Genomic DNA, 26,037 nt, shown 5'->3' with positions numbered 1-26,037 from the left:
TCTATGTTAATGTCATTAAGAATTATTCAATTTCTTAAATATAAGGATATAAAAAACCCTATCCTACAATAAATAGGATAGGGTTTTAAAATATATTAAAAAAGAATTACGCTAGAGGTTCTGGCGCTTCTTCTTCAAATAATGGAAGTTCTTTGATAATATTATACCAAGAAATGATTTTTTTGATATCAGATGAATATACTCTTGCTTCATCATGGTTTGGAGCTACTTCACGGAAATATTCACGTAAAGTATTTCCATCAGCTTTGATGTCAGGAGTATTTCCGCCATTGTTTTTGATGGTTTCAAACACATCTAATAAGCGAATTTCATCATCTTCACCATAAATAGTGATATCCTCAAGAGTAGCCATTTTTGTAGTTGATAGATTCACTACAGATTTAATTTTGCTGCCATCTAAAGATTCTAAAACGAATCCACCTTTGTTTTGTCCGATCAATTTAAATAAGCCTGGTTTCCCAGTCACTGATACTAATCCTCTTAAATTCATTTTTTTATTAATTTGAATTAATCTTCAATAATTTCTACAGCTAAAATACGGTCGCCTTGACGGATATCATCAACGATATCTACATTTTCGATAACTTTTCCGAAACATGTATGATTACGGTCCAAATGTGCTGTATTGTTACGACTGTGACAAATGAAGAATTGTGATCCTCCAGTATTTCTTCCAGCGTGAGCCATTGAAAGAACACCACGGTCATGATATTGGTTTTCCCCAGTTAACTCACAATCGATTTTGAATCCTGGTCCACCAGTACCCGGCATACCTGTAGCGCCTTCACGAGTGTTTGGACAACCACCTTGGATAACGAAATCAGAAATAACACGGTGAAATGCTAATCCATCGTAATATCCTGATTTAGCTAACTTGATAAAGTTTGCCACTGTATTTGGAGCATCTTCTGTGTAAAACTGCACAGTCATGTCGCCTTTTTCTGTTTTAATTATTGCTTTGCTCATGATATCTATCCTTAATATTATAATAGGCTACAAAGATAACGTTTCTAACTAAATTCTAAAGGTTGTCTAAGAAGATGTTGATAATCAATATTTAACGTCCTGTTAATTTCTTTTTATTTACTTTAAGGAAAGAAAATTACATTAAAATTTTATGGAGAAATTAGTCATACGCGAATGGGCTGAATTGGATAGACCAAGGGAAAAACTATTAGAACATGGCAGAAGATCGGTTTCAGATGCCGAATTGCTAGCGATTTTGATTGGATCAGGATCAAGACAGGAGACTGCAGTAGCTCTATGCCAACGCATGCTTAGCTCCGTCAACAATGATTTATTTCAATTGAGTAAATTAGAAGTGAAGGATTTATGTCAATTCAATGGAGTCGGAGAGGCCAAAGCCGTAACGATCATTGCAGCCTTGGAATTAGGAAGAAGAAGACAAGAATTCAATATTCAAGAAAAACCAGTAATCAACAGTAGTAAAAAAGCTTACGATTTTATCAAACATGCTTTAGAAGATTTGAGTCATGAAGAATTTTGGGTCATATTCTTAAATACGAGCTGCAAAGTTTTAGAGAAAAAGCTTATCGGTCGTGGTGGTAATGATTTTACTCCAGTTGACGTTCGAATAATTTTAAGGAATGCTTTATTAAATAAGGCAAATTCTCTAATTCTGATTCATAATCATCCTTCCGGGACGCTTAAACCAAGCGAGCCTGATAAAGTACTCACCAAAAAGATTTCTTCAGCCGCTAAAGTAATGGATATTCATGTTCATGACCACCTCATCATTACCGATAATGGTTATTTCAGTTTTAGAGATGAAGGTTTATTAACTTGATTTCTTATCCTAGGTCAATGAAAAATAAAACTTAATGCTGGATACTTGTGTTATAAAAAAAAGAAGAAAAAGATGGCAAAATTTTTTTATCACCCCGCTGATTCACGTGGTCATGCAGACCATGGATGGTTGAAATCAAATCATACTTTTAGTTTTGCAGGATATATGAATGCAGAGCGCATGAACTTCGGAGCCCTAAGAGTGCTGAACGATGATTATGTTGCTGGGGGAATGGGATTTGGTCGACATCCACATAGTAATATGGAGATTATTTCGATTCCTTTAGAAGGGGAATTAGCACATAATGATAGTATGGGAACAGGATCCGTTATCAAAAAAGGAGATATTCAAGTAATGAGTGCGGGTACTGGGATTGAACATAGTGAGTACAACCATAGTGAATCTGAGCCAGTTAAATTTTTACAAATTTGGGTAATTCCCAACAAACAGAATGTTGAACCGCGATATGATCAGCAAACGATAGATTTCGATGCTGCTAAGAACAATTTTCTTCAAATACTTTCTCCTGATCCAGAGGATAATGGAGTTTGGATTCATCAAAATGCTTGGTTTCATATTTCTGAATTTGATGCAGGATTTACAAGACAATATGTTCTTAAGAAGCCAGAGAATGGCCTGTATATTTTTGTTTTAAATGGGGATTTGGATGTGGAAGGCCAAAAAATGGAAACTAGGGATGGATTAGGAATTGTAGGAGCAAAAGATTTAAAAATAAAAGCTGATACAAAAGCAGAATTTTTAGTGATGGAAGTTCCAGTTTAATAAATTAATAATATTTAGGATTCGAAAATTCTAAACTAAATTCAGGGTATTCAACTGGTACCCCCATAATTTAAAAGTCAACAAGGTAAGAGGAAATTAAATTGGAAATAACCTTATTCGTTCCTTTGGTTATTGTTAGAAACTATCCTCTTACCTTTTTGGGAGCTTTTTACAATTAAGAATAGATCATCTCCCAATTCTAAAAAACCATATTCATAACAGAATATGTATTCATGTCCTTTGGCAGTTGTTATTCTGTGTGTATGATAGCTGAAAGAGTAACCCTCAGTAAGTAATTTGTGAGTATTGATTTTATACATTTTTTCATCAGCTAAAAATTGTTTCAATATTTTCCGATTTTTTTTCAACTGTTTATTTATAATCTTCAAGATATTATTTTCCTTACTGTTTATTCTATTATTGAAGGCATTTCTACAACTGTCGTTGCAAAATCTTTTATCTGTTCTTCCTCTTAACTGCAAACCGCATTCCTTACAAATCTGTTCGTTCATATTTTCATATTAGTTTTTAAACGATTATAACCGCTTATATCCGACTTTAATTAGTTGATTTCCGTATAATTTCTTAGATCATTTAGAATTTTGTTTCAGATACTTAGCTAAGATAAATTAATTAAAAGAAAAATAAATATCTAAATTAGAAATATATTATGAGCACATTAAGAAATTCAGTTCAATTATTAGGGCGATTAGGGAAAGAGGCAATCGTGAAAATGAGTAGTAATGGAAACCCATATTGTTACCTGAATTTAGTTACAAACGAATACGTAATGAAAAAGAATGGTGAACATTTTGAAAAAAGTCAATGGCATACCATCGGAGTATGGGGCGAAATGACAGAAAAAATAAAGAATAAGGGAAAGAAAGGTAGCCTATGGTTAATCCAAGGCACCATAGAATATAGACAGTATGCTGATAAAAATGGTGAATTGAAGAATTACTGTGAAATAAAAGCAAATAAAATTATGTTTCTAACAGATGCATTGGGAACAAAGAAACCGTTAGAACATCAAGTTGAGCTCTAAAAAGAAAAGGTAGGTGAATAGAAAATTCACCTACCTTTTTAATATGTTTTCAGATACTATGGATGTTGCCAGCCAGCAATCTTTGATACTGTTCTTGGAATGTCAACATTATCCATTTTTTTATTGAATTCTTGAGCACCAACACCAATAGCAAAAACTGGAATATAGGCTGCAGAGTGGCTTCCTGATGCCCAACTGATAGATGATGCCTTGTTTAAGGCTTTAATTGCCAAAGAAGCAATCTTATCAGATGTTGCATATAAGCTTTTACTGGTTTCATTCTTATGTTCAACAAAGCTCTTTTCATAAGCTTCATGAAGACTTTCATTGTCTTCATCGCTTAATTTAATTGTCTTCCATAAACCTAATTGCTGTCCTAAAAATTCTTTTAATTGATCCCAGCTTGCTGATGCATTTTTATTACGGAAATCATTTATCAATAAGGACAAAGCTTCTTGGGATATTTTTTGGTTTTCAAGATTTTTAACTCTTAAAGTAGAGCTGCCGTTTCCAACGCCAATTCCTCCTGTTTCATGGTCAGCAGTTACAATAATTAAGGTTTCCTCAGGATGTTTTTTGTAGAAGTCATAAGCTTTTTGAACAGCATTGTTGAAATCCAATACTTCATGAATTGCAGTTGCGCCATCATTAGAATGTGAAGCCCAATCAATTTTCCCCCCTTCAACCATTAAGAAAAATCCGTGATTACCTTGACCTAGGGTTTCAATTGCGGCTGAAGTTATTTCCGCAAGATTCAAATCTCCAGGTTTTTGGTCAATAGCATATTTTAAGGATACGTTATCTGTTCCTTTTTTGTTCATTAGAATCAATTTATCAGATTTGTTCGCTTTTTTGAAATCATCTAAACCATACAATAACTTATAACCTGCTTTTTCTAGTTGCGGGAAAATGGATTGTACCTCTTCTTTTTTTGCATTTGTTGTAGGTTTCAAAAATCCTGATCCAGCGAAGAAATCAAACTTCGATTTAATTATATCCAAGCCAATTTCATAATACATATCGCGATCAGGCTGATTAGCGAAGAAAGATGCTGGCGTAGCATGATCAATACTTACTGAAGTCGTAATGCCGACTTTCATACCTTTTTCCTTTGCTAAATAGGCAATACTCTTATACGATTTTACACCAGCGCTATCCATAGCAATTACTCCGTTTTTAGTTTTATAGCCAACAGCTAATGCTGTACCGCCAGCTCCTGAATCGGTTACTCCATGAGAAAGAGAATGAGACGTTGCGAATGTTGCATACGGAAATTGACTAAAAACCGTTGGGTACACAGTATTTTTATTGTCTAGTGATGCTTTGTAGATTTCCGCTGCTTGAACTTGATTTAATCCCATACCATCACCGATCATAAAAAAGATGTACTTGGGTTGTTTTTGCGCAAATGCTGAGCCTACAAATAAAAATAAAGCAATTAATACATTTAAAAATTTAATATTCATTCCTATTCGAATTAGTTTGTTTACAAAAATAAGGTTCTAAGATTAAGATAATGTTAATTACGAAAGTGAAGGCTATGCAAACAAATTGTTACATGGATTGTTTTTTTGATTGTACTTATAAACTAAGGTTATGGAAAACAATTTAATACAACTTGCTCAGTCTTATTTTAATGAGCAAACGTATAGCACGCTTGCTTCTCAAGAAAACATTTCTGTAGAGCAAGCAAAGAAAGGAATTGATACAGTTATTCCTTCGTTATTCTTAGGCTTACAGAAAAAATCTGGTCATGGATTAGCAAGCCTCCTGGAGACATTAAAATCAAGTTTTTCGGGATTTAATTTCAATGAGATATTGAGATTTAGTCCTCCAGTTCAAGAAGTTCCTCAACAAGGAGATACTACAAGAACTGTTTTAAGCTCTTTGTTTGGGAATGAATTTGATCAAATCATTCCAAATACGGCAAATTTTTTAGGATTAAATACCAATAGTCTAATTAGATTATTCTCAGCTGGTATTCCAGCAGTTATTGGGGCTTTAACCAGTAATGGATCTAGATGGGACACGACTTCCATCGAAGCTGACCTTAACAACAACAGGAGTAATTTTTTAAAGGCTCTTCCAGTAGGACTTCCTCTAAATATATTGGGTGAAAATCCAATAGAAACTGTAGTTCCAGAGGAAAGAGAAATCCTTACAACGGAAACCATTGTTGACCCGGCGAGAGATGTTATATTAGAAGACCCAGTTATCCCGGCATCGGCACATATTAAAAGACATGATGAACCGCCTGCTGCCCTTCCACCTGCAGAAGAAGAACGCAAAAGAAGTGCAGGATTATGGTGGATTTTAATTCCAATTATATTGTTGTTGTTATGGTTTTTCTTTGGCAAAGGCTGTAATCGTGAAGAAGCACCAGTTTCAGATGCTCATGTTGATTCATTAATTACAGATTCAGTAGTGACCAATGATACCGCTACTGCTCCAGCAGGAGAGATTGTTCGCGAAAGCATCATGGTTACTCTTCCGAATAACACAACAATTAATGCATATAAAGGAGGTATCGAAGATCAATTGGTTCAATTTTTAAATTCAGATTATAAAGGTCTTTCAGATGAAGAGCTAAAAGATCGTTGGTTTGACTTTGATAATTTAAATTTCGCAACAGGTACGGCAAATATTCTTCCTGAAAGTCAGGTTCAAGTAGATAACTTGGTTGCCATAATGAATGCGTTTCCAGATGCAAAAATCAAATTAGGTGGATATACAGATAAGACCGGAGATGAGGCTTTTAACAAAAAATTGTCTAATGATAGAGCAATTGCTGTAAAAAATGCCTTTGAAGCAAAAGGAGTTGGTGATAGAGTTATGGCTACTGAAGGTTACGGTTCAGAATTTGCTAAATTTCCAGCAGATGCTCCTGAATCTGATCGTGTAAAAGATAGACGTGTTGCAATCAGTGTAAGAAAATAAAAACAGATAGATTATTTAACAGCCCAATTTTGATGTTGGGCTGTTTTTTTATTGAATAAGGTATTGTTATTTTTGCGACATGCTTACACAGACACAACAAGACATGATCCGAGGGGATTTTGAGAAGTTCTTAAATTCATTAAGATCAAAGAAAAGACCGTTAGACTTTGATTTATTTGGTGAATATGCCGTATCAATCTTAAATTTTTACGTTGGCAGTTCTTTATTAACAATACAAGAAAAATCTGATGCTGCAGACATTTTAGTCAGACTTTTTAATGCAGGACTGGGCAATAGAATCAGTCCATCGGATTTAAAAGAAATCGCGGCTTCGGTCATTCAGGATCCAACCTTGGATTACAGTATTATTCAGCCTGTTTTTGATCTATAATCAAGCCTCCTGTACCGTCCATTTTAATTTTGAAATATCATATCCTGATAATTCAGCATATTTTAAATAAGCTTGTTTTCTGCTTTCGTCAATTTCTTTGGTCCTGGAAAGAATCCATATATAATCTAGGTTATCACCAAAGATCAATGCATCTTGATAATGATCATCAATTTGAACAATGTGATAACCTGAATAAAAGGGACCAAAAAATGAAACTTTTAGGCTCCCTTCATTTACATCAGCAGCATATTTTGCTTTCCCAATACTCGTTTTCTTTTTACCAGAGATCGTACTTACACCTTCATTTTTTACCTTTACGGACCCATCCTCATTTAAACTGTATTCAGCTGTGACATTTTTTAGGTTCTTTTCCCAAAAGAAATCCAACCTAGCAATCTCATACCATTTTCCGAGGTATTTCTGAAGATCAAAATTTTGAATGACTTCTACTTCAGATTTAATTGGTTTTAAATAATTATAAATTACAGATCCTAATGCTACTGCTGACAATGTTATAAGGGTTTTCTTTTTATCCATCGTAATAATTTTAAAGGAAAACAGCTTAAACTAGATAAATGTTTAAAGAGATTCCTAGTTTTGCATAAAATTAAAAAAATTGTATTCAAGAGAAGAGGCAAAGCGCATTAAGGAATCTTTCTGGACTAGTTTTGGTCAATATATGGCACCAATACCTAATTCTGATGGTGAAAAAGTAACTTGGGTAAATTATAAAACTGGAATTCGTTATCTTTTTTTTCGGATGGAAGCTAGCAACAAGACTGCCCAGATTGGAATAGAGATAGCTCATCCAGATGAGGGTATTAGAGCCTTGATTTTTGAACAATTCAAAGAATTTAAAGCGGTATTGAATGCCGAATTGAATGAGGAATGGATTTGGGATGACCTTCATTATGATGAATATGGGAAGGCAACGGCGAGGATTTATATGGAAGCCCGAGGTTTGAATGTGTTTAAAAAGGAAGATTGGCCAGAATTGATACAATTTTTTAAGCCTAGAATCATAGCGTTAGATAGTTTTTGGTCGATGGCAAAATATGGATTTGAAATTTTTAAATAATAGATTGGTATATGAAAATTGTTGGTAGGATTATAGTTTTTTTAATGATAATTATCCAGACCCAGGAAGGATTTGCTTGGGGGATGACAGGACATCGGGTAATTTCTGAAATTGCAGAACAACATTTAACGAAAAAAGCAAAGCGGAATATCCAAAAATTAATGGGACATCAAAAGTTGGCTTATTGGTCCAATTGGGCAGATTTTATTAAATCTTCACCAGACACTGTTTTATTGAAAACAGGGACTTGGCATTTTTTGAATACCCCTGGTAACTTGACTCATGCGCAGTTTTTGGTTGAACTGCAAAATTCTCCGGAACAGAATTTATACAAAGCCTATCAAAGAATAAAAAAGGAGGTCGTAAATAAGGAGTTATCGCTAGAACAAAGGCAACAGGCATTATATTTTATGATTCACCTATTGGGCGATGCACATCAACCTATGCACGTGAGCAGGGCGGAGGATCTAGGAGGAAATAAAATTGCAGTAACTTTCTTTGGTAAAGGATCAAACATTCATAGAGTTTGGGATAGTGATTTAGTAGATAATGAAAAATGGTCTTATACTGAGTATGCACGAGTATTAGATTATGAAAAATATTTTTTCAAGCAATATACCCAATCTACTTTTGAAGATTGGCTTTATGAATCACATGAATTAGCAAACCTAATTTATGATGATGTGGCTAAGGACAATAAACTTTCTTATGATTACATCTATAGATTCAAAGATCCTATGGAGAAAGCATTATTAAAAGCTGGACTTCGATTGGCTAAAGAATTGAACGATGTTTTTGGATAGAACAAAATTAATAAATTGCAAAAGCGCCCATTGTATTGGGCGCTTTTTTAGTTTTTATAGCATTGTATCAATTTTAATTTCGGGATTAATTAGTTAAGGTCCAATCAAAATAAGAACCTCTAGCGTTAAAATCCCCATTCTCAAAATGAAAATTGAAATCGATGTAATCATTCGAACAGCTTTCCATATCGGAGCAGCAAAACCTACGATCTATATCAAATTTCAATCGAAATGAACCTTTATTTTTTTCCTTGTCAAAAATGAAATTAGAAACTTTCAAATTGTTGATTTCAGGACTTCCATCCTTATTGCCTAAAATATCAAAAATAAAATCTTTCAGCTGAGCTAATTTATTAGGCTGTATAACCTTCAATAAAATGTTAGAATCTTCTAAAATAGAGGAAAACTGATTATTATCGATTTGAAGATTGAAAGTATATTCTTTAGCATCCATATTTTAATAATTTTTCAATTTGTATTTTATCTGGAAAATGTTCATCAAGCAGTCCATCTTTTACTTGGTTACTTGCATTTAATAATTTTAAAACGGCACTGAATAACAAGTATTCATTAATTCTTAAATTAAACTTTTCATTATTTCTATTGAAAACAATCTTATTGTTTTCAATTATGAAATAGTTTGTTTTAAGTTTTTTAAAATTTACCTCTTCCACCAATATTTGCAGTTTTTCTTCCCATTTAGCACATAAATTCAGGATAGTTTGTTCAAAAACATACTCAACAATAAATTTTGTTAATTTCTCGTGAGATTTAAATAGCAATGCTGGTTTAGAATAATAAATAATGTTGTTTTTGAGGTAGGGTTTTGAATGGCCATCAGATAAGGGTTTGACTGAAAATGATTTATCAAATAAATTGATGGTAAAAAACTCTAATGAAAAGCTATCAACTTTGGGTTTTAATTTATTTTTTTTTGAATATTGCTTTACAAATAAAACCACTTCATCTAAGGGCAATGTTGCTGCAGCATAGATGATTGGCAAATCAGAATTTTTGTGTTCCAATCGGATAGATTCATCATTTGTACTTATTAATTTGTATGATTTGTTTTCAATCTGGATGATCATAGGCACAAATTACTAATTCCTTTCTTTTATATTCTTCACTTTATATAAAAATAGTTACTTCGAGAATTTTTATAGAATCATTATGTTTGCATAAGAACTTACCTAAGTTTTAAAACAAAAAAGGTTAATTATGAAACAATATGTATTAATGGCTGCGTTATTTGCAAGTTCTGGTTATGTTTTTGGCCAAGAGCATCAAGCAATTAATGTTTCCTACATGGACAAATCAGTACGTCCACAAGATGATTTCTACAATTACGTGAATGGTAATTGGATGAAAACAGTAGAGATTCCATCGGACAAAGCTCGTTGGGGTTCTTTTGATCAGTTAAGAGAGAATACCGATGAAGCTACTCTTAAAATCCTAAAAGAATCATTAGATACCAAATTTGAGAAAGGGACTGATGGACAAAAGATTGCAGATCTATATAAATCATATGTAGATTTTGATACCCGCAATAAATTGGGTTATACACCTATACAACAGCAATTGAAAGATATCGATCAAGTTAAAAACCTGAAAGATCTAAATGATTATTTTGTAAAATATGGTGCAATAGGGGGAAATCCTTTCTTCGGAGCTTATGTTTATGCCCATATGAAAAACAGTAATATGAATGCTGTTTATTTAGGTGGTGGAGGATTAGGTCTCGGCCGTACCTATTATCAAAAGGAAGATGCGAAAAATACAGAAACCTTAGGGAATTACAACCAATATATCAATGCATTATATGGAAAGGTTGATCCCAAAACTCGTGATCTAAAAGGTCCAAAAGTCATTGAATTTGAAAAATTAATTGCATCAAATTTAAAGACTGTAGAAGAGATGCGTGATGCTCAAAAACGTTATAATCCAGTTGCTGTGAAGGATTTGGGCAAAATGGTGAAAAATATGGATGTTGCAAAATATATCCAAACGTTAGGCTTCAAAGCTGATACTGTAATTATTGGGGAATTGAAGTATTATGAAAATCTTGATAAGATCGTTAATCAAGAAAATATCCCTGTCATTAAGGAATATTTGAAATTCCATGTTATGGATGATGCAACTGGTTATTTAACAAGTGACTTAGATGAATTATCGTTTGACTTTTATGGAAAGAAGCTAAGGGGGCAAAAGGAGCAGCGCGCATTGGATAAACGCGGACTTGAATTTGTCAATGGTAATGCAGGTGAATTATTAGGAAAATTATATGTAAAAGAAAATTTCCCTGCCGAAGCAAAAGCGACCTGTGAGGAGTTGGTTCAATATTTAATCAAATCATTTGATCAACATATCAAAGATTTAGCTTGGATGTCACCAACAACCAAAGAGAAAGCTTTAGAGAAATTATCCAAATTCACTGTTAAAATAGGATATCCAGACAAATGGAAGGATTATTCAAATCTTCAGGTTGGAACATCATTAATTGAAAATGTGAATAATGTTCGTCGTTGGAGTTTTGAAGAGAATTTGGCAAAACAAGGTAAACCGGTAGACAAATCGGAGTGGGGTATGACACCACAAACGGTGAATGCATATTACAGTCCACTGTTTAATGAGATTGTATTCCCTGCTGCGATTCTACAGCCACCTTTCTATGATTATAAAGCGGATCCTGCTGTTAATTTCGGTGGTATTGGAGCTGTAATAGGCCATGAGTTATCCCATGGATTTGATGATTCAGGTTCTCAATATGATGGAAATGGTAATTTGAACAACTGGTGGACAGATGAAGATAGAACCAAGTTTGAGGCTGCTGCTGATGCTTTGGTTGCTCAGTTTGAGTCATATGAGCCAGTACCAGGGGTTTTTGTTAATGGAAGATTTACATTAGGTGAGAATATTGGAGACTTGGGTGGTTCGTCAGTTGCATTTGATGCTCTTCAAATGTACTTAAAGGATAAAGGTAATCCAGGCCTAATCGATGGCTACACGCAAGATCAGCGATTTTTCCTTTCTTGGGCTACTATTTGGCGCGCAAAAACAACGGATGAATTTGTTGTGAATCAAGTTAAGACTGATCCACATTCACCGGCGCAATATCGTGCAACAGGTCCAATCATTAACTTGGATGCCTTCCATAAAGCATTCGAAACAAAAGAAGGCGATAAATTATATCTTCCAAAAGATAAGCGAATCGTTATTTGGTAATTGATATCTATATAAATACAAAAGCCACTAATTTAATTAGTGGCTTTATTATATATTTAGATTTCAGATTAAACTGAAGTATCGTCTATTGTTGCATCAGGAGCATTTTCCTGAACGGATTTAATACCATTGCTTCGGCCAGCTTCGCTTTCATACATTTCACTGGTACCAATTATCTGTCCATTTCCTGCTTTTAAATTGAAATAGAACTTTCCATTTTTTGCTGTGATCTTGTCGAATTTAGCCGTGTCTTGTGAATTTTTCTTTACAGAACTAATCCCGTTTTCACAAGCTGCCTTTGTAGTATATCCTTCACTACTTAAAATCACCTGACCATTTGCAGCTTTGAGGTTGAACTGGAACTCTCCATTCTTCCTTGTAGAAATTACAAACTTTCCCATAGTTTAAATTATTTAGTATATACTAATTTACTAAAATTCAATAAAACCCACATATGGTTTTAACAAAAAATTAGGAAACTATCTTGCCATCTACATAATACCAAATATTCTGAACTCTTTGAAAGCGAGACTTTTCGTGGTGACTTTGTTCAGTATTGTTTGAATCTAGGTATTTAGCAATAAATTCTACTGTGTTTTCAGTTACTTTGATAATTTGTAGTCCCATCCATTGGTTTTCCTTGCTCCATTGTTCAATTTCTGATTTTTTTTGAAATCTTCTGGTTTGAGGATGAAAGGTGTCATAAAGAAAATTCACAAGATTTAAAGTGAATGCTGAATATCTAGCTCGCATCAGTTGTTCGGCAGAACTGGCAGATTTTGGTTCTTGATGAATGATTTTACAACAATCTGCATAAGATAAGGTAGACCCACAAAAACAATTCTTATTCATATTCAATAGATTATCAATTTTTCAAAATATTAACCTTTGTTGGTCTAATACTTGTTTTGCGAAGATACAGATGTTTCTAATTTCACTGAAATATCTATATAAGTATTGTTACAAACTATTAATTGAAAATCGCCGTTATAAAGGCAAACATTAACCCCTAAATGACAACATTGAAGAATGAATTAGTTGGTACATGGCAACTACTATCCTATATAGAAGTACCCATTAATGGTACAGACTCAAAATTTCCGATGGGACAGAACCCAAAAGGATTATTAATATATGGCGCGGATGGATATATGTCCGTTCAGATTTCAAATTCAGAGCGTGGTAATTTCAGTTCCGATGATCGATACTTAGCAAAGGAGGAGGAATTAAAATCCCAAGTGAAAGGATTTATTGCATTGGCAGGTACCTATAAAATTGACAACATGAATGCAATTGTACAATATGCCATTACTACTTCATCATTTCCAAATTGGGAGGGCCAAATTCAGGAGCGTAAAATTGATTTTGAAGGAGACATCCTTTATCTGAAATCAGTAGATCCTATCCTGTCCGATGGAATAAAAGTAAATAGCTATATGACTTGGCGGAGAGTTGAGAAAGAAGAGTACCTTTCTAGGAGGGAAAGATTTATGGAGATAACGGCTTCCAAACAGTCAAAAACACAGTTTGAGGACTTTGAATAAAAAGTTGTGTACGATATAATTTTTTACATTTAGATGTATCTAATTTTTTTTCAAAATTCCGTACCTTTGTGCCATCAATTCAAGCTATGAGTGACGCTATAAAACACGAGTGCGGAATCGCACTTATCCGACTTTTAAAACCCCTGTCTTATTATCAAGAAAAATACGGTACGCCCTATTATGGCATCAATAAATTGTATTTGCTTATGGAAAAGCAACACAATAGAGGTCAGGATGGAGCTGGTATTGCAACAATTAAATTTGACGTAAAACCTGGCAACCGATATATCTCAAGATATAGAGCGATGGGATCAAGCGCAGTTGCGGAAATTTTTGAGTATGTTCAGAAGAAATTCGCGGCTGTAAACAAAGCTTTTCCGGAAGAGTCTAAAGATACTCAATGGTTAAAGGATAATGTAAGTTTTACTGGTGAGGTTTTGTTAGGCCATCTACGTTATGGTACTCACGGAAAAAACAGTATTGAAAGCTGTCATCCATTCCTGAGACAAAACAATTGGATGTCTCGGAATCTTGTTGTTGCCGGAAACTTCAATATGACAAATGTTGATGAATTACTGCAACAGTTATATGACCTAGGTCAACATCCAAAAGAACAAGCCGATACAGTAACTGTTTTGGAAAAAATTGGTCACTTTCTAGATGAGGAAAACCAAAAACTATTCGATAAGTTTAAACAGGAGGGTTATTCTAATATTGAGATTTCTGCGCAGATAGCAAAGAATATTGATGTTTCGAAAATATTAACTCGTTCTGCAAAAACCTGGGATGGTGGATATACTATTGCGGGTATATTTGGACATGGCGATGCTTTTGTCATGCGCGATCCAGCAGGGATTCGTCCGGCATTTTATTATCAAGACGATGAAGTATTGGTTGTGGCATCTGAAAGACCTGTTATACAAACAGCATTTAATATCCCATTAGGAGCTGTTAAAGAAATTAAGCCCGGTCATGCGCTTATTGCTAAGAAAGATGGTACGGTGAGTGAAGAAATGTTCCGTCAACCAGTGGAACAAATGTCTTGTTCATTCGAGCGTATTTATTTTTCAAGAGGATCTGATGCAGATATCTATCAAGAACGTAAATCACTTGGGAAATTATTAATTCCTCAAGTCTTAAAAAGTATCAACAACGACATTAAGAATACTGTTTTCTCTTTTATTCCAAATACGGCTGAAGTGTCTTATTATGGAATGATGGAAGGAATCAATCAACATGTTAGAGATTGTCAAAAAGAGGCTTTATTAAATCGTGCAGATAAGATTTCTGATGAAGAGCTTAATGAAGTATTGGATTTAAAGCCAAGATTTGAGAAACTGAATGTTAAAGATGCCAAGCTACGAACCTTCATTACACAAGATGCTGATCGTCAGGATATGGTTCAGCATGTATATGATACGACCTATGGTATTGTTAATGATCATGAGGATACCATTGTAGCAATTGATGATTCAATCGTTAGGGGAACAACCTTAAAGCAAAGTATATTAACTATCCTTGATCGATTGAATCCGAAGAAGATCGTAATTGTTTCTTCTGCACCACAGATCCGTTATCCTGATTGTTATGGAATCGATATGTCGAGGATGTCTGAGTTTGTTGCATTTGAAGCTGCCGTATCATTATTGCGTAAAAATGGATTGGCTCATGTCATTGATGAGGTTTATCAAAAATGCCTTGCATCTGTTACCATGCCTAAAGATCAGGTTGAAAACTATGTGAAAGCTATCTACGAACCTTTTACAGATGAACAGATTTCGCAAGAAATATCTAAGATTGTTAAGCCGCATAATTTGAAAGCGGAATTGGAAGTTATCTTCCAAACTTTAGATAATTTACATTTAGCATGTCCTAATCACAAAGGTGATTGGTATTTCTCCGGAAACTACCCAACACCAGGAGGAAATAAAGTCGTTAACCGCGCTTTTATGAATTGGATGGAAGGAAAAAATGTAAGAGCATATTTTAGTTCTTAATCTAATAAAATATTTAAAAACGGTCAAGATTTATCTTGACCGTTTTTATTATAAGTCAATTAAATAGATCAAAAAAAAGCCCACAATTTTCTTGTGGGCTTTTGGTTTATTGTATTCAAATGTCTTTTAAATCTAATTTAATACGGTTTTAGATTTTGTTGTTTCCTCATCATGTTGGGTGGCAATCAATGTATTGGATGGTAATAAAGGGTTTTTCTTAACAAGTTTTGTGCTTGCTAAATATTCTTTATTTCCGGCGTAAATATACATCAGGCTACCTCCCTTGATTGTATTGATGATTGGTTTAGTCAATTCTCTTGGTAGGGCAGGGCAACCATAACTTCTTCCTAACCTTCCAGTTGACTTTATAATATTCGTACTACAATAATCTGCGCCGTGTACCACGATTGCTCTTGGTCTAGCTTGATCATTGATTCCTTTTTCCAAACCATCTAGTCTTAATGAGAATCCATTTCCTCCATTATAGGTTTCCTCTGCAAAATAGAAACCTAGAGAACTCTGAAAAGATCCATGTTTGTTTGAGAATGACGTAGCAAACTTTTCGCCGCTATTTCTGCCATGAGAAACGATGTTGTGGAATATAAGCTTTTTTGCTTTCATGTCTAAGACATACATCCTTTTCTCGGTAGATGGTAGGGTAAAGTCAATTATCGTCATGATGTTTCTGTTTTTCGGGCTTAATTGGTTATAACCTTGCATAGCTTGCTCGAAGGCGTCCCACTTAATGATCCCTTGCAACTTCATTTCATCATACAACTCTTTAACAGGGTCTTTCTCTAATTCTACTTTTGTTTGGTTGATTTCAATAGGAGCGTTTACTTGCTGAGATTTGTTTAGGTCTCCAGAAATACTGGAGGTAGCAATAGCCCATAATGAAATAATCAATAGTTTATTCATAAGCACATTTTCCTAGTCTTCTAATACAAAGCTAGGAAAAATATGACAATCAAAGTGTTAAATAAGGTTTTAATCAATTACAACCACTAGGGATTTAAAGGGTTTTGACGTATCATAAACAAATTTGGCATGAGATGACGCATTTCTGACACACATATGTGACCTAGGGGTCGTACCCAATGACCATGAATATTCTACGATTTTTCCTTTTGGATTGTTAACAGGAACTCCATGAATATAACCTCCATTTGTGAATCTGGAAGCATATGGAGCAAATCCTTCTATCGTTGTAGTTCCGTCTCCATAATAGAACATTTTAGTTTTTTGTTCCTGAACCATAAATATTCCTACCGGGGTCTCCATCTGATGTGGAGGCTTATGTAGACCTGAAGTTGCAGGATTCATACTTCTAATTTTCCATTCATTTTCACCAGTACGCTCAACTGTTAAAATATTTTGATTTGTAACATCTACAAAATTTACATGGGTAATTTTTAAGGAATCTCCGATAGATTTTACATAACGTTTAGGAACAAACCAGGTTCCATCGAATGAAATTCCATTAACCTTAACCATCTTCAAGGTATCTGAACTTTCTAAACTCACTAAAGATCCATCACGACCATAGATACTGGGTTTTGCACTGTTTTCTTCTCTGTATAGTGGTGCAGATTGGTACTTTTCAGTTCCTAAAGTATCTGAAACTCTTTTGTAGGCATTCCGAACAAAATTTTCTACAACAGCAGCTTCACCATTTCGGTTTTTATAGTTTTGTAAGACACCGTATTGATGAGGAGCACGTTGGAAATTCTCAATAAATGCAAGTTTTTCTTTTATTTTTTCCAGTTGGAATTGACGAGTCGTATCCTTGTAGGGATAAGTTTCTTCCAATGTATGCTTGTCATAAGTAAGATCTTTTTCAAGTTTTATATCAGCTGCGGTTCTAGGACGTTCTCTTTCTGCACGTTCTGCAGCTTCCTTTTCCTTCTTAACCTGTTCTAGTGAATCCTGTTTCTTTTGTTCAGCAGCACTTGTTGTTTTTGACGAGTTCTTACATGATGCAATGGCTAGAAAAGCAATAAGTAAAGACCAGAAAAAATATTTCTTCATTCGTTAGTTTGGTATTTATTAGTGGATTGTAATCTTTTCGGATACAAAAATATCATAAATTCAATATCAACCTATTTATATTAAAAATCATTCCATTATTTCTCTTTTTTGAAAAATATTTCTTTAATTATAAACATGAAGCTAAATAACTACATTACAATCGCTGTTGGAATCATTATTAATGATGAAAATGAGTTGTTAACAGTTCAGAAGAACGGTTCTACCTATTACCAATTACCAGGTGGAAAGATTGAAGATGGTGAGAAGCCGGTGGATAGCTTGATCCGGGAATTAAAAGAAGAATTGAATATTGAATATACAGAGAAGGATTGCGTTCTCCATGGAGTTCATGAAGCTCAAGCAGTTAATGAAGATGGGAAAACAGTAAGAGGATATATATTTCGTTGTAAATATGCTGATTCTATGAAAGATTTGAAACCCTTAGCTGAATTAAATGAGATTAAATGGGTTGAAAAAGATGAGGCAAAAAATGTGAAGCTAGCTAATTTATTAAAGCAGTTTGCATTGCCAATTTGGATGGAGGATAATTTGAGTTGAAAATCCCCAAATTAACTACGTCTTTATTATGGTTAATGACTATCGCATCAGGGATGGTTGTTGCAAATAATTACTATAACCAGCCTTTATTAGCTGAAATTGCTTCGGAGTTTCAAGTTTCAGAAACTGAGGTCAGTAAAATTACAGTGTTGACTCAACTGGGCTATGCTTTTGGCTTATTAATGATTATACCATTAGGAGATAAGTTATATCGAAAGAAGTTAATTCTCATTGATTTAATTTTTGTTTTTATATCCCTAATAGCCATGGCTTTATCGAAGGAATTATGGATGATGTCGACAGCTAGTTTTTTTATTGGCTGCACTTCTGTTGTACCTCAATTATTTGTTCCTATGGCTGCAGATCTTTCAACTTCGGAAAACAGGTCTCAAAATATCGGTATGGTCATGTCTGGATTATTAATGGGAATATTGTTATCTAGATTTATTGGAGGACTTGTAGGTGATATTTGGGGTTGGAGAAGTATATATTGGGGAGCTTCAATTATGATGGTAATCTGCTGGATTTTTATCTATAAGATGTTGCCGGAAATGAAACCGAATTTTAAAGGGAATTACCTATCATTGATGAAATCGGTAATCCATCTTGCAAAAACAGAACCCATACTTCAGCTAGCTTCCTTTCGCGGTGCGGTAAGTTTTGCTTCGCTTTGTGCAGTATTTACCACGCTTGCATTTCATTTGGAACAGCCTCCTTTTGAGGTAGGTCCTTCAGTTGCTGGTACATTCGGATTAATTGGAGCGGCGGGTGCTTTAGGAGCAGCATTTGTCGGGAAATTAAATAAATCGTGGTCTCGACACAAAATAATTTCTGTAGCTCTATTTATCCTGTTAATTAGTTGGTTTTTTATCTATTTTTTGGGCAATTCCTACATAGGATTAATTATCGGTATTATCTTGATTGATCTGGGCTTACAATCTTCCCATATCATGAACCAATCAGACTATTTTGCCATAAAAACACCTGCCACAAGTAGGTTAAATACTGTTTATATGGTAACTTATTTCATTGGTGGCTCGTTTGGATCTTGGCTTGCAGCACAGGCTTGGGGAGTAGCAGGTTGGAAAGGTGTCTGTTTAGTTGGAGGAATATTTGCTTTAATTGGATTGCTCTCACATCTATTATTAGCCAAAAAGGTTTCCCATCTGAAGAAAATTGAAGCGAAATAACATATTTATTCCGCTTCAAGTGAAATTAATTCTTTCCGAGATCAGTCTAATTTTACTGCATTCAATCGTAATGAATTTAGAATAACAGATACCGAGCTTAAACTCATTGCAGCAGCTGCAATCATCGGTGACATCAAAATGCCAAAGGTTGGGTATAATAATCCTGCAGCTATTGGAATTCCAATTACATTATACAAAAATGCAAAGAGAAGATTTTGTTTAATATTGCTCAACATTGCTTTACTTAACTTAAAAGCTTTATGTACACCAATTAAATCCCCTTTAATTAAAGTAATTTCAGCACTTTGAATTGCGACATCGGTACCTGTACCCATTGCAATACCTACATCAGCTTGTGTTAATGCTGGAGCATCATTAATTCCATCGCCAACCATAATAACTTTCTTTCCAGAAGCTTGTAATTCTTTAATACCATTTAATTTATCTTCAGGTAATAATCCTCCTTTAGCATGATCAATATCTGCTTCTTTTGCTACAATATCAGCTGTATTTTGATTGTCGCCTGTAAACATGTAAACTTCAACACCTTCTTCCTTAAATCTTTTGATAACATCAATACTGCTCTTTTTCAAAGCATCGAATGCAGCAACCAAACCCGCAACTTGTCCATCAATAGCTAATACGGAGACTGAGTTTCCTTTTTTCTGCAGTTCTTCAATTTTTTGAAGGTCATTTTTGGATATTTCAATTTTCTGTTCTTCCATCAACCTCGGTGTTCCTAATAAAGCGGACATATGATGGATTTTTCCTTTAACTCCTTTACCAGAGATATTTTCAAATTGAATAACATCCAATAATTGAAGTTTTAATTTATTGGCTTTATCTATCATTGCCTGTGCCAATGGATGGGTACTATTTTTATTAACAGATGCTGCGATTTGAAGGATGTCGTTTTCTGAAAATTTCTCATTTCCTGAGATAACTTCCGAAACTGATGGTTTTCCTTCAGTAATAGTTCCTGTTTTGTCGACCACCAATACATTCGCTTTTTCTAATTTTTCTAATGCTTCAGAATTTTTAATTAGAATTCCATTTTTTGCTCCTTTTCCAATTCCAACCATAACAGACATTGGGGTTGCTAAGCCTAAAGCACAAGGACATGCGACAATTAAAACCGCTAACATATTTGAAAAGGCCAATGCCGTACTACTTGGTACCGAAGAAATATTCCACAGGATGAAAGTTAAAATGGCAATTGCAATGACTGCAGGGACAAATATCTTGGATACTTTGTCTGTTAACTTTTGAATAGGAGGCTGACTTCTGCTTGCTGAATTAACCAATTGAATAATTTGTGCTAATAAAGTTTCAGATCCAATACGTTCTGCACGAATTAGAATTTCATGGTTTCCATTGATTGTGCCACCTATAACATGATCGTCAATAGTTTTTTCAACAGGAATTGGTTCGCCGGTGATCATCGCTTCATCTATTGATGTACTACCTTCTTTCACAATACCATCCACAGGAACTTTGTCACCTGCCCTTACTCTTAATACATTACCAACTTTAACGTCATGAATTGAAATTTTCCTGTCTTTACCGTTTTCAACTAATATAGCTTCTGCAGGACTTAATTTGATTAATTCTTTAATCGCTGTATTCGTCTTAGAATGTGCTTTTGCTTCCATGACTTGCCCAAGTAGCACTAGGGTAAGTATGACAACTACGGATTCAAAATAAAGGTGGACCTCGCCATGGTGACCTTTTAATTCTGCAGGGAAAATTTGAGGGAAAAAGAAAGCTAAAAGACTAAAGATAAATGCTGCTGCTGCACCAAGACCAATTAAACTGAACATATTCAAATTCCAAGTCTTAAATGAAGTCCATGCCCTTTGAAAGAACATCCAACAAGTATAGAAAACTACTGGAATTGTCAAAATGAGCTGTATCCAAGCGTTGATGTGGTAGGGAATGATCTTACTGATCGGTTGACCTGGAAGCATGTCTCCCATAGACAGTATAAAGATTGGAACAGTACAAGCTACTGAAATCCAGAATTTCTTCAATAAATCTTTATAATGCTTGTCGTCCTCTTCTGTGACTTGGTTTGGAACTAACTCCATTCCACAAATAGGGCAATCCCCAGGATGATCCTGAACAATTTCAGGGTGCATAGGGCAGGTATATTCCACTTTTAAAGTTGTTTCAGGTATTTTTTCAAGATTCATACCACATACTGGACATGAACCAAATTGATCATATACTTTATCGCCTTCACACATCATTGGACAGTAGTATTTTCCAGCATTGCCTTCATTTTGCACTGGCTTATGATGATCATGGACTTGATGAGAAGGGGCGTTGAAATCTACCTTTTCAATTGGGCGTAGATGCATATTACATACAGGGCATCTTCCAGGTTCATGATAGATTTTATCTTTTCCTTCACAAAACATTGGACATATATATTGACTACTTTCACTTTGTTCAGTGGAATCTTTGTGAGGAATGTGTTCTACGTTTTTTAAATCCTGATCATAAATTTTATAATGACCTCCAAGATCATTTAAACTTGTTTGTAATTCTTGCAAGTCAATTTTATTTTCAGATTTAATCTTGGCTTCCCCTTTTTCCAAATTTACAGTTGCTGAAATCCCCTGTACTTCATTCAACTTCTTTTCTACATTAGTCCTGCAGCCGTTACAAGTCATTCCCGAAACTGAAAATGTTTTTTCTGAACTCGAAATATCTTTCGGCTCTGAAATCTTATAATGACCTCCAAGTTCATCTAATTTGGCTTGTAAATCATTAGTAGAAATCGAATGATCAGATTGAACTTTTGCTTCTTCATTTTCTAGATTTACACGAGCAATTACTCCAGGAATTTCATTTAATTTTTTCTCAACATTTCCTCTGCAACCGTTGCAGGTCATTCCAGAGACTTTGTATATATGATTTTCTTTCATTTGAATTTCTTATAATAGTTAAAACAAATTTCATAAGAAAACGGTGCAGAATTGTTACATAATTTCCATAAATTGTTATAAAATTATGATCAATTTGCATAACATCGTACATTTAAAGAAACCTAAAACGAATGAGTATTTCCAGAAGAGATTTTATTTATAAGTCGGCTCTTTTATTTCCGGCGTTACATTTATCCTCCTTATATGGGAGAACAAATCAACAGTCGACCTTGAAAATTGGTGCAATAGGCATCAAGGGTATGGGTTGGTCAGATCTAAGTTCTATACTTAAAGTTTCCAATGTTAGTTGTACTGCTATCTGTGATATTGATGATTCTGTAATAAGTGACCGTTTAAAGGATTTAAATAAATTAGGTCAGAAGCCAAAGGTATATAAGGATTATAAGGAACTTCTAAAAGATACAGAAGTAGATGCTGTAATTATTGGTACACCGGACCATTGGCATTGTTTAATGTTGGTGGATGCCTGCAAAGCTGGGAAAGCTGTATATGTTGAAAAGCCGATTGGAAATTCTATTGTCGAATGTAATACGATGTTAGATGCCAAAGATAAATACAAAAGTATTGTTCAAGTTGGCCAATGGCAACGTTCTCAAAAACATTTTAAGGATGCTATAGATTTTGTTCATTCAGGACAATTGGGTAAGATTCGCTTGGTTAAGGCTTGGGCATACCTTGGATGGAAAAAACGTGTACCTGTAGAGGCTGATGGCCCAGTTCCAGCAGGTGTTGATTATAAAGGATGGCTAGGTCCTGCAAAAACAAGACCTTTCAATCCAAATCGTTTTCACTATAATTTTAGATGGTATTGGGATTATGCTGGTGGTTTGATGACAGATTGGGGTGTACATCTTTTGGATTATGCATTATTAGGAATGAAAGTTTCGGATCCAAAATCGATCATGGCAGCAGGGGGGAAGTTTGCCTATCCTGATGATGCTGGTGATACACCGGATACCCTGACAACAGTTTATGAATTTGATGATTTCAATATTCAATGGGAACATGCGACCAGTATTTCAGGAGGACCTTATAGCCGTGAACATGGCATTGCCTTTATTGGTAACAATGGAACCTTAGTTTTAGATCGAAATGGATGGGAAGTCATTCCTGAAATGGATCGTATGAAAGCTGTTCCCTATCAAAAGAAAGTTGATAATGGATTAGACCTTCATATGCAGAATTTTGTGGAAGCAATTAGGACGAAGAATCCAAATATTCTAAATGCACCTTTAGAGGTAGGTAGTCACATTGCCAAATTTTCTCAAATGGGAAATATAGCTTATCGCACTGGTAAGAAAATTTATTGGGAAAAGGAGAAACAGAAATTTAAAGAAAGCGAAGCCAATAAATTATTAGCAGCAGGATACCATAATGGATATAAAATTCCAAATATCTAAATAATAGGAAAGAGGGATGATTTAGATTTAACAGGATGATTTTCTTTCAAAACTTTGAAAAATCGACTATTTAATTGGTTATCTTCCAAAATAAATGGTAAAAATACTTGGTTATTATGAACGATAAGTTCATAATAACCAAATAGAATCTGATTGTTCTTTTGAACAGATTTTATTGCTTTTACCTGTTGTATATCTTTTTGTAAATTAAAATTCACTCGATTTCCACTTAACCATTCAATGATGACATCATTGGTATTTGGGTTAAACCAAATCCTTTGATCCTTTGCATATTTGAGTTGATTATTTAAAAGTAACAATTGGCTCATCAGGTAAATGCTAATCGGCAGCATAAAGAGGATGATTTTAACTTTCAAGGCCAAGAGTATAGTTATTACGAATAAAACAACACCTATTCCTACACTGAATAATGTGTTTTTGATTGTTCTCTGAATAATTGGAGTACCACTTTCTATTAAATAAAACCCTTGATTATTGCTTCGTTGAATAGCGCTTGATTTTCCTTTCATCACGACTCGTCGAGAAAGAAAATAAATCAATACTGATACAAGAATTACAATCAGGAGAATTTTATTCATCGTTAGTATTGTTCAGTTTGGTTAGGGTAGTCCTGTGATTTTACGTCTTCAATATAATTTTTAACAGCTTTATTAATTTCTTGGTTTAAATTAAGATACTGTCTCAAGAATTTAGGTTTAAATTCTTGTGTGATTCCAAGCATATCATTGACTACAAGAACTTGACCGTCGGTTTGATTTCCTGCGCCAATACCTATTGTTGGGATGTCCAGCATTTTTGAAACTTCCTCAGCTAATTTAGCTGGAATTTTTTCTAATACAATGGCGAAACAACCTGCTTCTTGAAGGGCAATTGCATCTTCCTTTAATTTTGCGGCTTCTGCATCTTCTTTTGCACGAACTCCAAAATCTCCAAATTTATAGATGGATTGCGGCGTAAGGCCTAAATGACCACAAACTGGAATTCCAGATTGGACAATTTTTTTAATATTCTCGATGATTTCAGTTCCACCTTCTAATTTTAGAGCATGTACACCAGATTCTTTCATCATTCTAACAGCGGATTTATAGGCGTCTTCTGTAGCACCTTGATATTCCCCGAAAGGTAAATCGGCTATGACCATGGATCTTTTGGCAGCTCGAGCAACAGCTGAGGCATGATAAATCATATGATCCAACGTAATAGGTAAGGTGGTTTCATATCCAGCAAAAACATTTGCTGCTGAATCGCCAACCAATAATACATCTATTCCAGCGTCATCAAGGATTTTTGCAGTTGAGTAATCGTAAGAAGTAAGCATGGTTATTTTCTCACCTCTTGTTTTCATATCACGAAGGATAGACGTTGTAATACGCTTTATAACTTTATTTACTGACATGTTAGATTGCTTATATTGCAAAAGTAGACATTTTTATAGGAGTATCAACCTGAATGTTAACCTATTGGTTAAACTACGCTGAATTATAGAAAATTAGCAATATTTCTTATTTTTGCAAAATGGCTCAACAAGAGAAAAATCTATTTAAATTTCCGAAATTCAAAGAACTTATCATACATGAGGATGATAACCTAATAGTTATTAATAAACCTCCTTTTGTAGCGTCCTTAGATGCTCGTGGGGGTGATGAGGTAAATATCCTACGATTAGCGAAAAGCTATTACCCAGATGCTCAAGTTTGCCATCGCCTGGATAAAGACACTTCGGGAGTTTTGCTTATTGCAAAGAATCCAGAAACTTATCGGTTGATGTCAATAGAATTTGAAAAACGTCGTGTAGACAAAACCTATCATGCGATAATAGGGGGGACCCATATTTTTGAGAATTTAAGCGTCGACTTACCTATCTTAAATCAAGGGAATAAAAATGTAACGATAGATCGTTATAATGGTAAACCTGCAGAAACAATATTCAATAGCATTAAATATTTCAAGAATTATACTTTGGTAGAGTGTAAGCCTATCACTGGTAGGATGCACCAAATTCGTATTCATTTAGCTACCCAACACGCAGCTATCGTTGGGGATGCAATGTATCGTGGAAAACCTGTCTATCTTTCTCAGATTAAAAAAAGAGGATTTACACTTTCAAAGGATCAGGAAGAACTTCCTATTATGAAGCGTTTTGCTCTTCATTCAAAAGCCGTAAAATTTACAATGGATGGTAAAGAATATGCTTTTGAAGCAGAATACCCGAAAGATTTTGCTACTTTGTTAAAACAGCTAGAGAAATTTGATTCCTAATT

Annotated in this window: 28 protein-coding genes; 14 read left to right on the top strand and 14 right to left on the bottom strand. The window is 34.5% G+C overall.

The window, feature by feature from the left end; genetic code table 11:
- Positions 1–106: 106 nt before the first annotated feature.
- Together E0Y80_RS06490 and E0Y80_RS06485 are read right to left on the bottom strand one after the other, a co-directional pair.
- On the bottom strand, positions 107–511 hold the full coding sequence (locus E0Y80_RS06490) for a DUF5606 family protein (protein ID WP_156306851.1): 405 nt from the start codon (positions 509–511) through the stop codon (positions 107–109).
- A gap of 17 nt (positions 512–528) precedes the next feature.
- Entirely contained in the window at positions 529–987 is a 459-nt protein-coding gene (locus E0Y80_RS06485) for a peptidylprolyl isomerase (protein ID WP_156306850.1), read from the bottom strand.
- Positions 988–1,138: 151 nt separating this feature from the next.
- Here E0Y80_RS06485 and radC point away from each other — a divergent pair, with 151 nt between their 5' ends.
- Both radC and E0Y80_RS06475 read left to right on the top strand, forming a co-directional pair.
- Complete coding sequence (gene radC, locus E0Y80_RS06480; RefSeq protein ID WP_156306849.1) at positions 1,139–1,828, top strand: RadC family protein; 690 nt, start codon at positions 1,139–1,141, stop codon at positions 1,826–1,828.
- Positions 1,829–1,900: 72 nt separating this feature from the next.
- Positions 1,901–2,611 carry a pirin family protein gene (locus E0Y80_RS06475; protein WP_156306848.1) on the top strand — a complete coding sequence of 237 codons (711 nt, stop codon included), beginning with the start codon at positions 1,901–1,903 and terminating at the stop codon, positions 2,609–2,611.
- A gap of 113 nt (positions 2,612–2,724) precedes the next feature.
- Here the strand turns inward: E0Y80_RS06475 and E0Y80_RS06470 are convergent, their stop codons facing one another.
- On the bottom strand, positions 2,725–3,123 hold the full coding sequence (locus E0Y80_RS06470; protein ID WP_156306847.1) for a hypothetical protein: 399 nt from the start codon (positions 3,121–3,123) through the stop codon (positions 2,725–2,727).
- Positions 3,124–3,281: 158 nt separating this feature from the next.
- Between E0Y80_RS06470 and E0Y80_RS06465 the strand changes: the two genes are divergently transcribed.
- Complete coding sequence (locus tag E0Y80_RS06465; protein ID WP_156306846.1) at positions 3,282–3,656, top strand: single-stranded DNA-binding protein; 375 nt, start codon at positions 3,282–3,284, stop codon at positions 3,654–3,656.
- A gap of 56 nt (positions 3,657–3,712) precedes the next feature.
- Here E0Y80_RS06465 and E0Y80_RS06460 read toward each other — a convergent pair whose 3' ends face one another.
- Positions 3,713–5,122: an alkaline phosphatase gene (locus E0Y80_RS06460; RefSeq protein WP_156306845.1), complete on the bottom strand. Its 1,410-nt coding sequence runs from the start codon at positions 5,120–5,122 to the stop codon at positions 3,713–3,715.
- A gap of 130 nt (positions 5,123–5,252) precedes the next feature.
- Here E0Y80_RS06460 and E0Y80_RS06455 point away from each other — a divergent pair, with 130 nt between their 5' ends.
- Entirely contained in the window at positions 5,253–6,593 is a 1,341-nt protein-coding gene (locus E0Y80_RS06455) for an OmpA family protein (RefSeq protein ID WP_156306844.1), read from the top strand.
- Between the two features lie 79 nt (positions 6,594–6,672).
- Positions 6,673–6,984 (top strand): hypothetical protein, encoded by a 312-nt coding sequence (locus E0Y80_RS06450; RefSeq protein ID WP_156306843.1) that lies wholly within the window; start codon positions 6,673–6,675, stop codon positions 6,982–6,984.
- On the opposite strand, the gene E0Y80_RS06445 is transcribed toward E0Y80_RS06450, so the two are convergent.
- Complete coding sequence (locus tag E0Y80_RS06445) at positions 6,985–7,521, bottom strand: lipocalin family protein (RefSeq protein WP_156306842.1); 537 nt, start codon at positions 7,519–7,521, stop codon at positions 6,985–6,987.
- A 79-nt stretch (positions 7,522–7,600) separates the two neighbouring features.
- Here E0Y80_RS06445 and E0Y80_RS06440 point away from each other — a divergent pair, with 79 nt between their 5' ends.
- Positions 7,601–8,062 (top strand): DUF4268 domain-containing protein, encoded by a 462-nt coding sequence (locus E0Y80_RS06440; RefSeq protein WP_197091501.1) that lies wholly within the window; start codon positions 7,601–7,603, stop codon positions 8,060–8,062.
- Between the two features lie 44 nt (positions 8,063–8,106).
- Positions 8,107–8,865, top strand: a complete 759-nt coding sequence (locus E0Y80_RS06435; protein ID WP_231595979.1) for a S1/P1 nuclease — start codon at positions 8,107–8,109, stop codon at positions 8,863–8,865.
- An 85-nt stretch (positions 8,866–8,950) separates the two neighbouring features.
- Here E0Y80_RS06435 and E0Y80_RS06430 read toward each other — a convergent pair whose 3' ends face one another.
- Both E0Y80_RS06430 and E0Y80_RS06425 read right to left on the bottom strand, forming a co-directional pair.
- Entirely contained in the window at positions 8,951–9,319 is a 369-nt protein-coding gene (locus E0Y80_RS06430; protein ID WP_156306840.1) for a hypothetical protein, read from the bottom strand.
- On the bottom strand, positions 9,309–9,953 hold the full coding sequence (locus tag E0Y80_RS06425; RefSeq protein WP_156306839.1) for a hypothetical protein: 645 nt from the start codon (positions 9,951–9,953) through the stop codon (positions 9,309–9,311). The genes E0Y80_RS06430 and E0Y80_RS06425 overlap by 11 nt, the downstream gene beginning before the upstream one ends.
- 130 nt (positions 9,954–10,083) lie before the next feature.
- On the opposite strand from E0Y80_RS06425, the gene E0Y80_RS06420 reads away from it, so the two are divergent.
- Positions 10,084–12,087: a M13 family metallopeptidase gene (locus tag E0Y80_RS06420; RefSeq protein WP_156306838.1), complete on the top strand. Its 2,004-nt coding sequence runs from the start codon at positions 10,084–10,086 to the stop codon at positions 12,085–12,087.
- Positions 12,088–12,155: 68 nt separating this feature from the next.
- Here the strand turns inward: E0Y80_RS06420 and E0Y80_RS06415 are convergent, their stop codons facing one another.
- Together E0Y80_RS06415 and E0Y80_RS06410 are read right to left on the bottom strand one after the other, a co-directional pair.
- Complete coding sequence (locus E0Y80_RS06415) at positions 12,156–12,488, bottom strand: YegP family protein (protein WP_156306837.1); 333 nt, start codon at positions 12,486–12,488, stop codon at positions 12,156–12,158.
- Between the two features lie 70 nt (positions 12,489–12,558).
- Positions 12,559–12,939 (bottom strand): YchJ family protein, encoded by a 381-nt coding sequence (locus E0Y80_RS06410; RefSeq protein ID WP_156306836.1) that lies wholly within the window; start codon positions 12,937–12,939, stop codon positions 12,559–12,561.
- A gap of 161 nt (positions 12,940–13,100) precedes the next feature.
- Here E0Y80_RS06410 and E0Y80_RS06405 point away from each other — a divergent pair, with 161 nt between their 5' ends.
- Positions 13,101–13,631: a lipocalin-like domain-containing protein gene (locus E0Y80_RS06405; RefSeq protein WP_156306835.1), complete on the top strand. Its 531-nt coding sequence runs from the start codon at positions 13,101–13,103 to the stop codon at positions 13,629–13,631.
- Between the two features lie 86 nt (positions 13,632–13,717).
- Positions 13,718–15,628 (top strand): amidophosphoribosyltransferase, encoded by a 1,911-nt coding sequence (locus E0Y80_RS06400; RefSeq protein WP_156306834.1) that lies wholly within the window; start codon positions 13,718–13,720, stop codon positions 15,626–15,628.
- Positions 15,629–15,760: 132 nt separating this feature from the next.
- Here E0Y80_RS06400 and E0Y80_RS06395 read toward each other — a convergent pair whose 3' ends face one another.
- Together E0Y80_RS06395 and E0Y80_RS06390 are read right to left on the bottom strand one after the other, a co-directional pair.
- Entirely contained in the window at positions 15,761–16,546 is a 786-nt protein-coding gene (locus E0Y80_RS06395; RefSeq protein ID WP_231595978.1) for a murein L,D-transpeptidase catalytic domain family protein, read from the bottom strand.
- Between the two features lie 69 nt (positions 16,547–16,615).
- Complete coding sequence (locus tag E0Y80_RS06390; RefSeq protein ID WP_156306832.1) at positions 16,616–17,656, bottom strand: L,D-transpeptidase; 1,041 nt, start codon at positions 17,654–17,656, stop codon at positions 16,616–16,618.
- 135 nt (positions 17,657–17,791) lie between these two features.
- On the opposite strand from E0Y80_RS06390, the gene E0Y80_RS06385 reads away from it, so the two are divergent.
- Positions 17,792–18,214 carry an NUDIX hydrolase gene (locus E0Y80_RS06385; RefSeq protein WP_156306830.1) on the top strand — a complete coding sequence of 141 codons (423 nt, stop codon included), beginning with the start codon at positions 17,792–17,794 and terminating at the stop codon, positions 18,212–18,214.
- Positions 18,215–18,249: 35 nt separating this feature from the next.
- Positions 18,250–19,404 (top strand): MFS transporter, encoded by a 1,155-nt coding sequence (locus tag E0Y80_RS06380; protein WP_156306828.1) that lies wholly within the window; start codon positions 18,250–18,252, stop codon positions 19,402–19,404.
- A 41-nt stretch (positions 19,405–19,445) separates the two neighbouring features.
- Here E0Y80_RS06380 and E0Y80_RS06375 read toward each other — a convergent pair whose 3' ends face one another.
- Positions 19,446–22,334, bottom strand: a complete 2,889-nt coding sequence (locus tag E0Y80_RS06375; RefSeq protein WP_156306826.1) for a heavy metal translocating P-type ATPase — start codon at positions 22,332–22,334, stop codon at positions 19,446–19,448.
- A gap of 131 nt (positions 22,335–22,465) precedes the next feature.
- On the opposite strand from E0Y80_RS06375, the gene E0Y80_RS06370 reads away from it, so the two are divergent.
- Complete coding sequence (locus E0Y80_RS06370) at positions 22,466–23,755, top strand: Gfo/Idh/MocA family protein (protein WP_156306824.1); 1,290 nt, start codon at positions 22,466–22,468, stop codon at positions 23,753–23,755.
- On the opposite strand, the gene E0Y80_RS06365 is transcribed toward E0Y80_RS06370, so the two are convergent.
- Together E0Y80_RS06365 and panB are read right to left on the bottom strand one after the other, a co-directional pair.
- Complete coding sequence (locus tag E0Y80_RS06365; protein WP_156306822.1) at positions 23,752–24,354, bottom strand: hypothetical protein; 603 nt, start codon at positions 24,352–24,354, stop codon at positions 23,752–23,754. The genes E0Y80_RS06370 and E0Y80_RS06365 overlap by 4 nt on opposite strands.
- 2 nt (positions 24,355–24,356) lie before the next feature.
- A complete protein-coding gene (gene panB / locus E0Y80_RS06360) occupies positions 24,357–25,172 on the bottom strand; it encodes a 3-methyl-2-oxobutanoate hydroxymethyltransferase (RefSeq protein WP_156306820.1) in 816 nt (271 codons plus the stop codon).
- Positions 25,173–25,291: 119 nt separating this feature from the next.
- Between panB and E0Y80_RS06355 the strand changes: the two genes are divergently transcribed.
- A complete protein-coding gene (locus E0Y80_RS06355; protein ID WP_156306818.1) occupies positions 25,292–26,035 on the top strand; it encodes an RluA family pseudouridine synthase in 744 nt (247 codons plus the stop codon).
- Positions 26,036–26,037 lie beyond the last annotated feature (2 nt).

Source organism: Sphingobacterium endophyticum (assembly GCF_009733535.1).
GTDB lineage: Bacteria > Bacteroidota > Bacteroidia > Sphingobacteriales > Sphingobacteriaceae > Sphingobacterium > Sphingobacterium endophyticum.
Note: the sequence above shows the minus strand (reverse complement) of the source record. Positions and strands in the feature narration are given on the sequence as shown.

Bases quoted from the DNA above. Each gene is read 5' to 3' on its own strand.
- E0Y80_RS06390 (WP_156306832.1), bottom strand. From the start codon at position 17,656: ATGAAGAAATATTTTTTCTGGTCTTTACTTATTGCTTTTCTAGCCATT.
- E0Y80_RS06435 (WP_231595979.1), top strand. From the start codon at position 8,107: ATGATAATTATCCAGACCCAGGAAGGATTTGCTTGGGGGATGACAGGA.
- E0Y80_RS06470 (WP_156306847.1), bottom strand. From the start codon at position 3,123: ATGAACGAACAGATTTGTAAGGAATGCGGTTTGCAGTTAAGAGGAAGA.
- radC (WP_156306849.1), top strand. From the start codon at position 1,139: ATGGAGAAATTAGTCATACGCGAATGGGCTGAATTGGATAGACCAAGG.
- E0Y80_RS06400 (WP_156306834.1), top strand. From the start codon at position 13,718: ATGAGTGACGCTATAAAACACGAGTGCGGAATCGCACTTATCCGACTT.
- E0Y80_RS06375 (WP_156306826.1), bottom strand. From the start codon at position 22,334: ATGAAAGAAAATCATATATACAAAGTCTCTGGAATGACCTGCAACGGT.
- E0Y80_RS06445 (WP_156306842.1), bottom strand. From the start codon at position 7,521: ATGGATAAAAAGAAAACCCTTATAACATTGTCAGCAGTAGCATTAGGA.
- E0Y80_RS06385 (WP_156306830.1), top strand. From the start codon at position 17,792: ATGAAGCTAAATAACTACATTACAATCGCTGTTGGAATCATTATTAAT.
- E0Y80_RS06425 (WP_156306839.1), bottom strand. From the start codon at position 9,953: ATGATCATCCAGATTGAAAACAAATCATACAAATTAATAAGTACAAAT.
- panB (WP_156306820.1), bottom strand. From the start codon at position 25,172: ATGTCAGTAAATAAAGTTATAAAGCGTATTACAACGTCTATCCTTCGT.
- E0Y80_RS06405 (WP_156306835.1), top strand. From the start codon at position 13,101: ATGACAACATTGAAGAATGAATTAGTTGGTACATGGCAACTACTATCC.
- E0Y80_RS06415 (WP_156306837.1), bottom strand. From the start codon at position 12,488: ATGGGAAAGTTTGTAATTTCTACAAGGAAGAATGGAGAGTTCCAGTTC.
- E0Y80_RS06465 (WP_156306846.1), top strand. From the start codon at position 3,282: ATGAGCACATTAAGAAATTCAGTTCAATTATTAGGGCGATTAGGGAAA.
- E0Y80_RS06355 (WP_156306818.1), top strand. From the start codon at position 25,292: ATGGCTCAACAAGAGAAAAATCTATTTAAATTTCCGAAATTCAAAGAA.
- E0Y80_RS06490 (WP_156306851.1), bottom strand. From the start codon at position 511: ATGAATTTAAGAGGATTAGTATCAGTGACTGGGAAACCAGGCTTATTT.
- E0Y80_RS06430 (WP_156306840.1), bottom strand. From the start codon at position 9,319: ATGGATGCTAAAGAATATACTTTCAATCTTCAAATCGATAATAATCAG.
- E0Y80_RS06450 (WP_156306843.1), top strand. From the start codon at position 6,673: ATGCTTACACAGACACAACAAGACATGATCCGAGGGGATTTTGAGAAG.
- E0Y80_RS06370 (WP_156306824.1), top strand. From the start codon at position 22,466: ATGAGTATTTCCAGAAGAGATTTTATTTATAAGTCGGCTCTTTTATTT.
- E0Y80_RS06475 (WP_156306848.1), top strand. From the start codon at position 1,901: ATGGCAAAATTTTTTTATCACCCCGCTGATTCACGTGGTCATGCAGAC.
- E0Y80_RS06365 (WP_156306822.1), bottom strand. From the start codon at position 24,354: ATGAATAAAATTCTCCTGATTGTAATTCTTGTATCAGTATTGATTTAT.
- E0Y80_RS06380 (WP_156306828.1), top strand. From the start codon at position 18,250: ATGACTATCGCATCAGGGATGGTTGTTGCAAATAATTACTATAACCAG.
- E0Y80_RS06395 (WP_231595978.1), bottom strand. From the start codon at position 16,546: ATGAATAAACTATTGATTATTTCATTATGGGCTATTGCTACCTCCAGT.
- E0Y80_RS06455 (WP_156306844.1), top strand. From the start codon at position 5,253: ATGGAAAACAATTTAATACAACTTGCTCAGTCTTATTTTAATGAGCAA.
- E0Y80_RS06410 (WP_156306836.1), bottom strand. From the start codon at position 12,939: ATGAATAAGAATTGTTTTTGTGGGTCTACCTTATCTTATGCAGATTGT.
- E0Y80_RS06485 (WP_156306850.1), bottom strand. From the start codon at position 987: ATGAGCAAAGCAATAATTAAAACAGAAAAAGGCGACATGACTGTGCAG.
- E0Y80_RS06420 (WP_156306838.1), top strand. From the start codon at position 10,084: ATGAAACAATATGTATTAATGGCTGCGTTATTTGCAAGTTCTGGTTAT.
- E0Y80_RS06460 (WP_156306845.1), bottom strand. From the start codon at position 5,122: ATGAATATTAAATTTTTAAATGTATTAATTGCTTTATTTTTATTTGTA.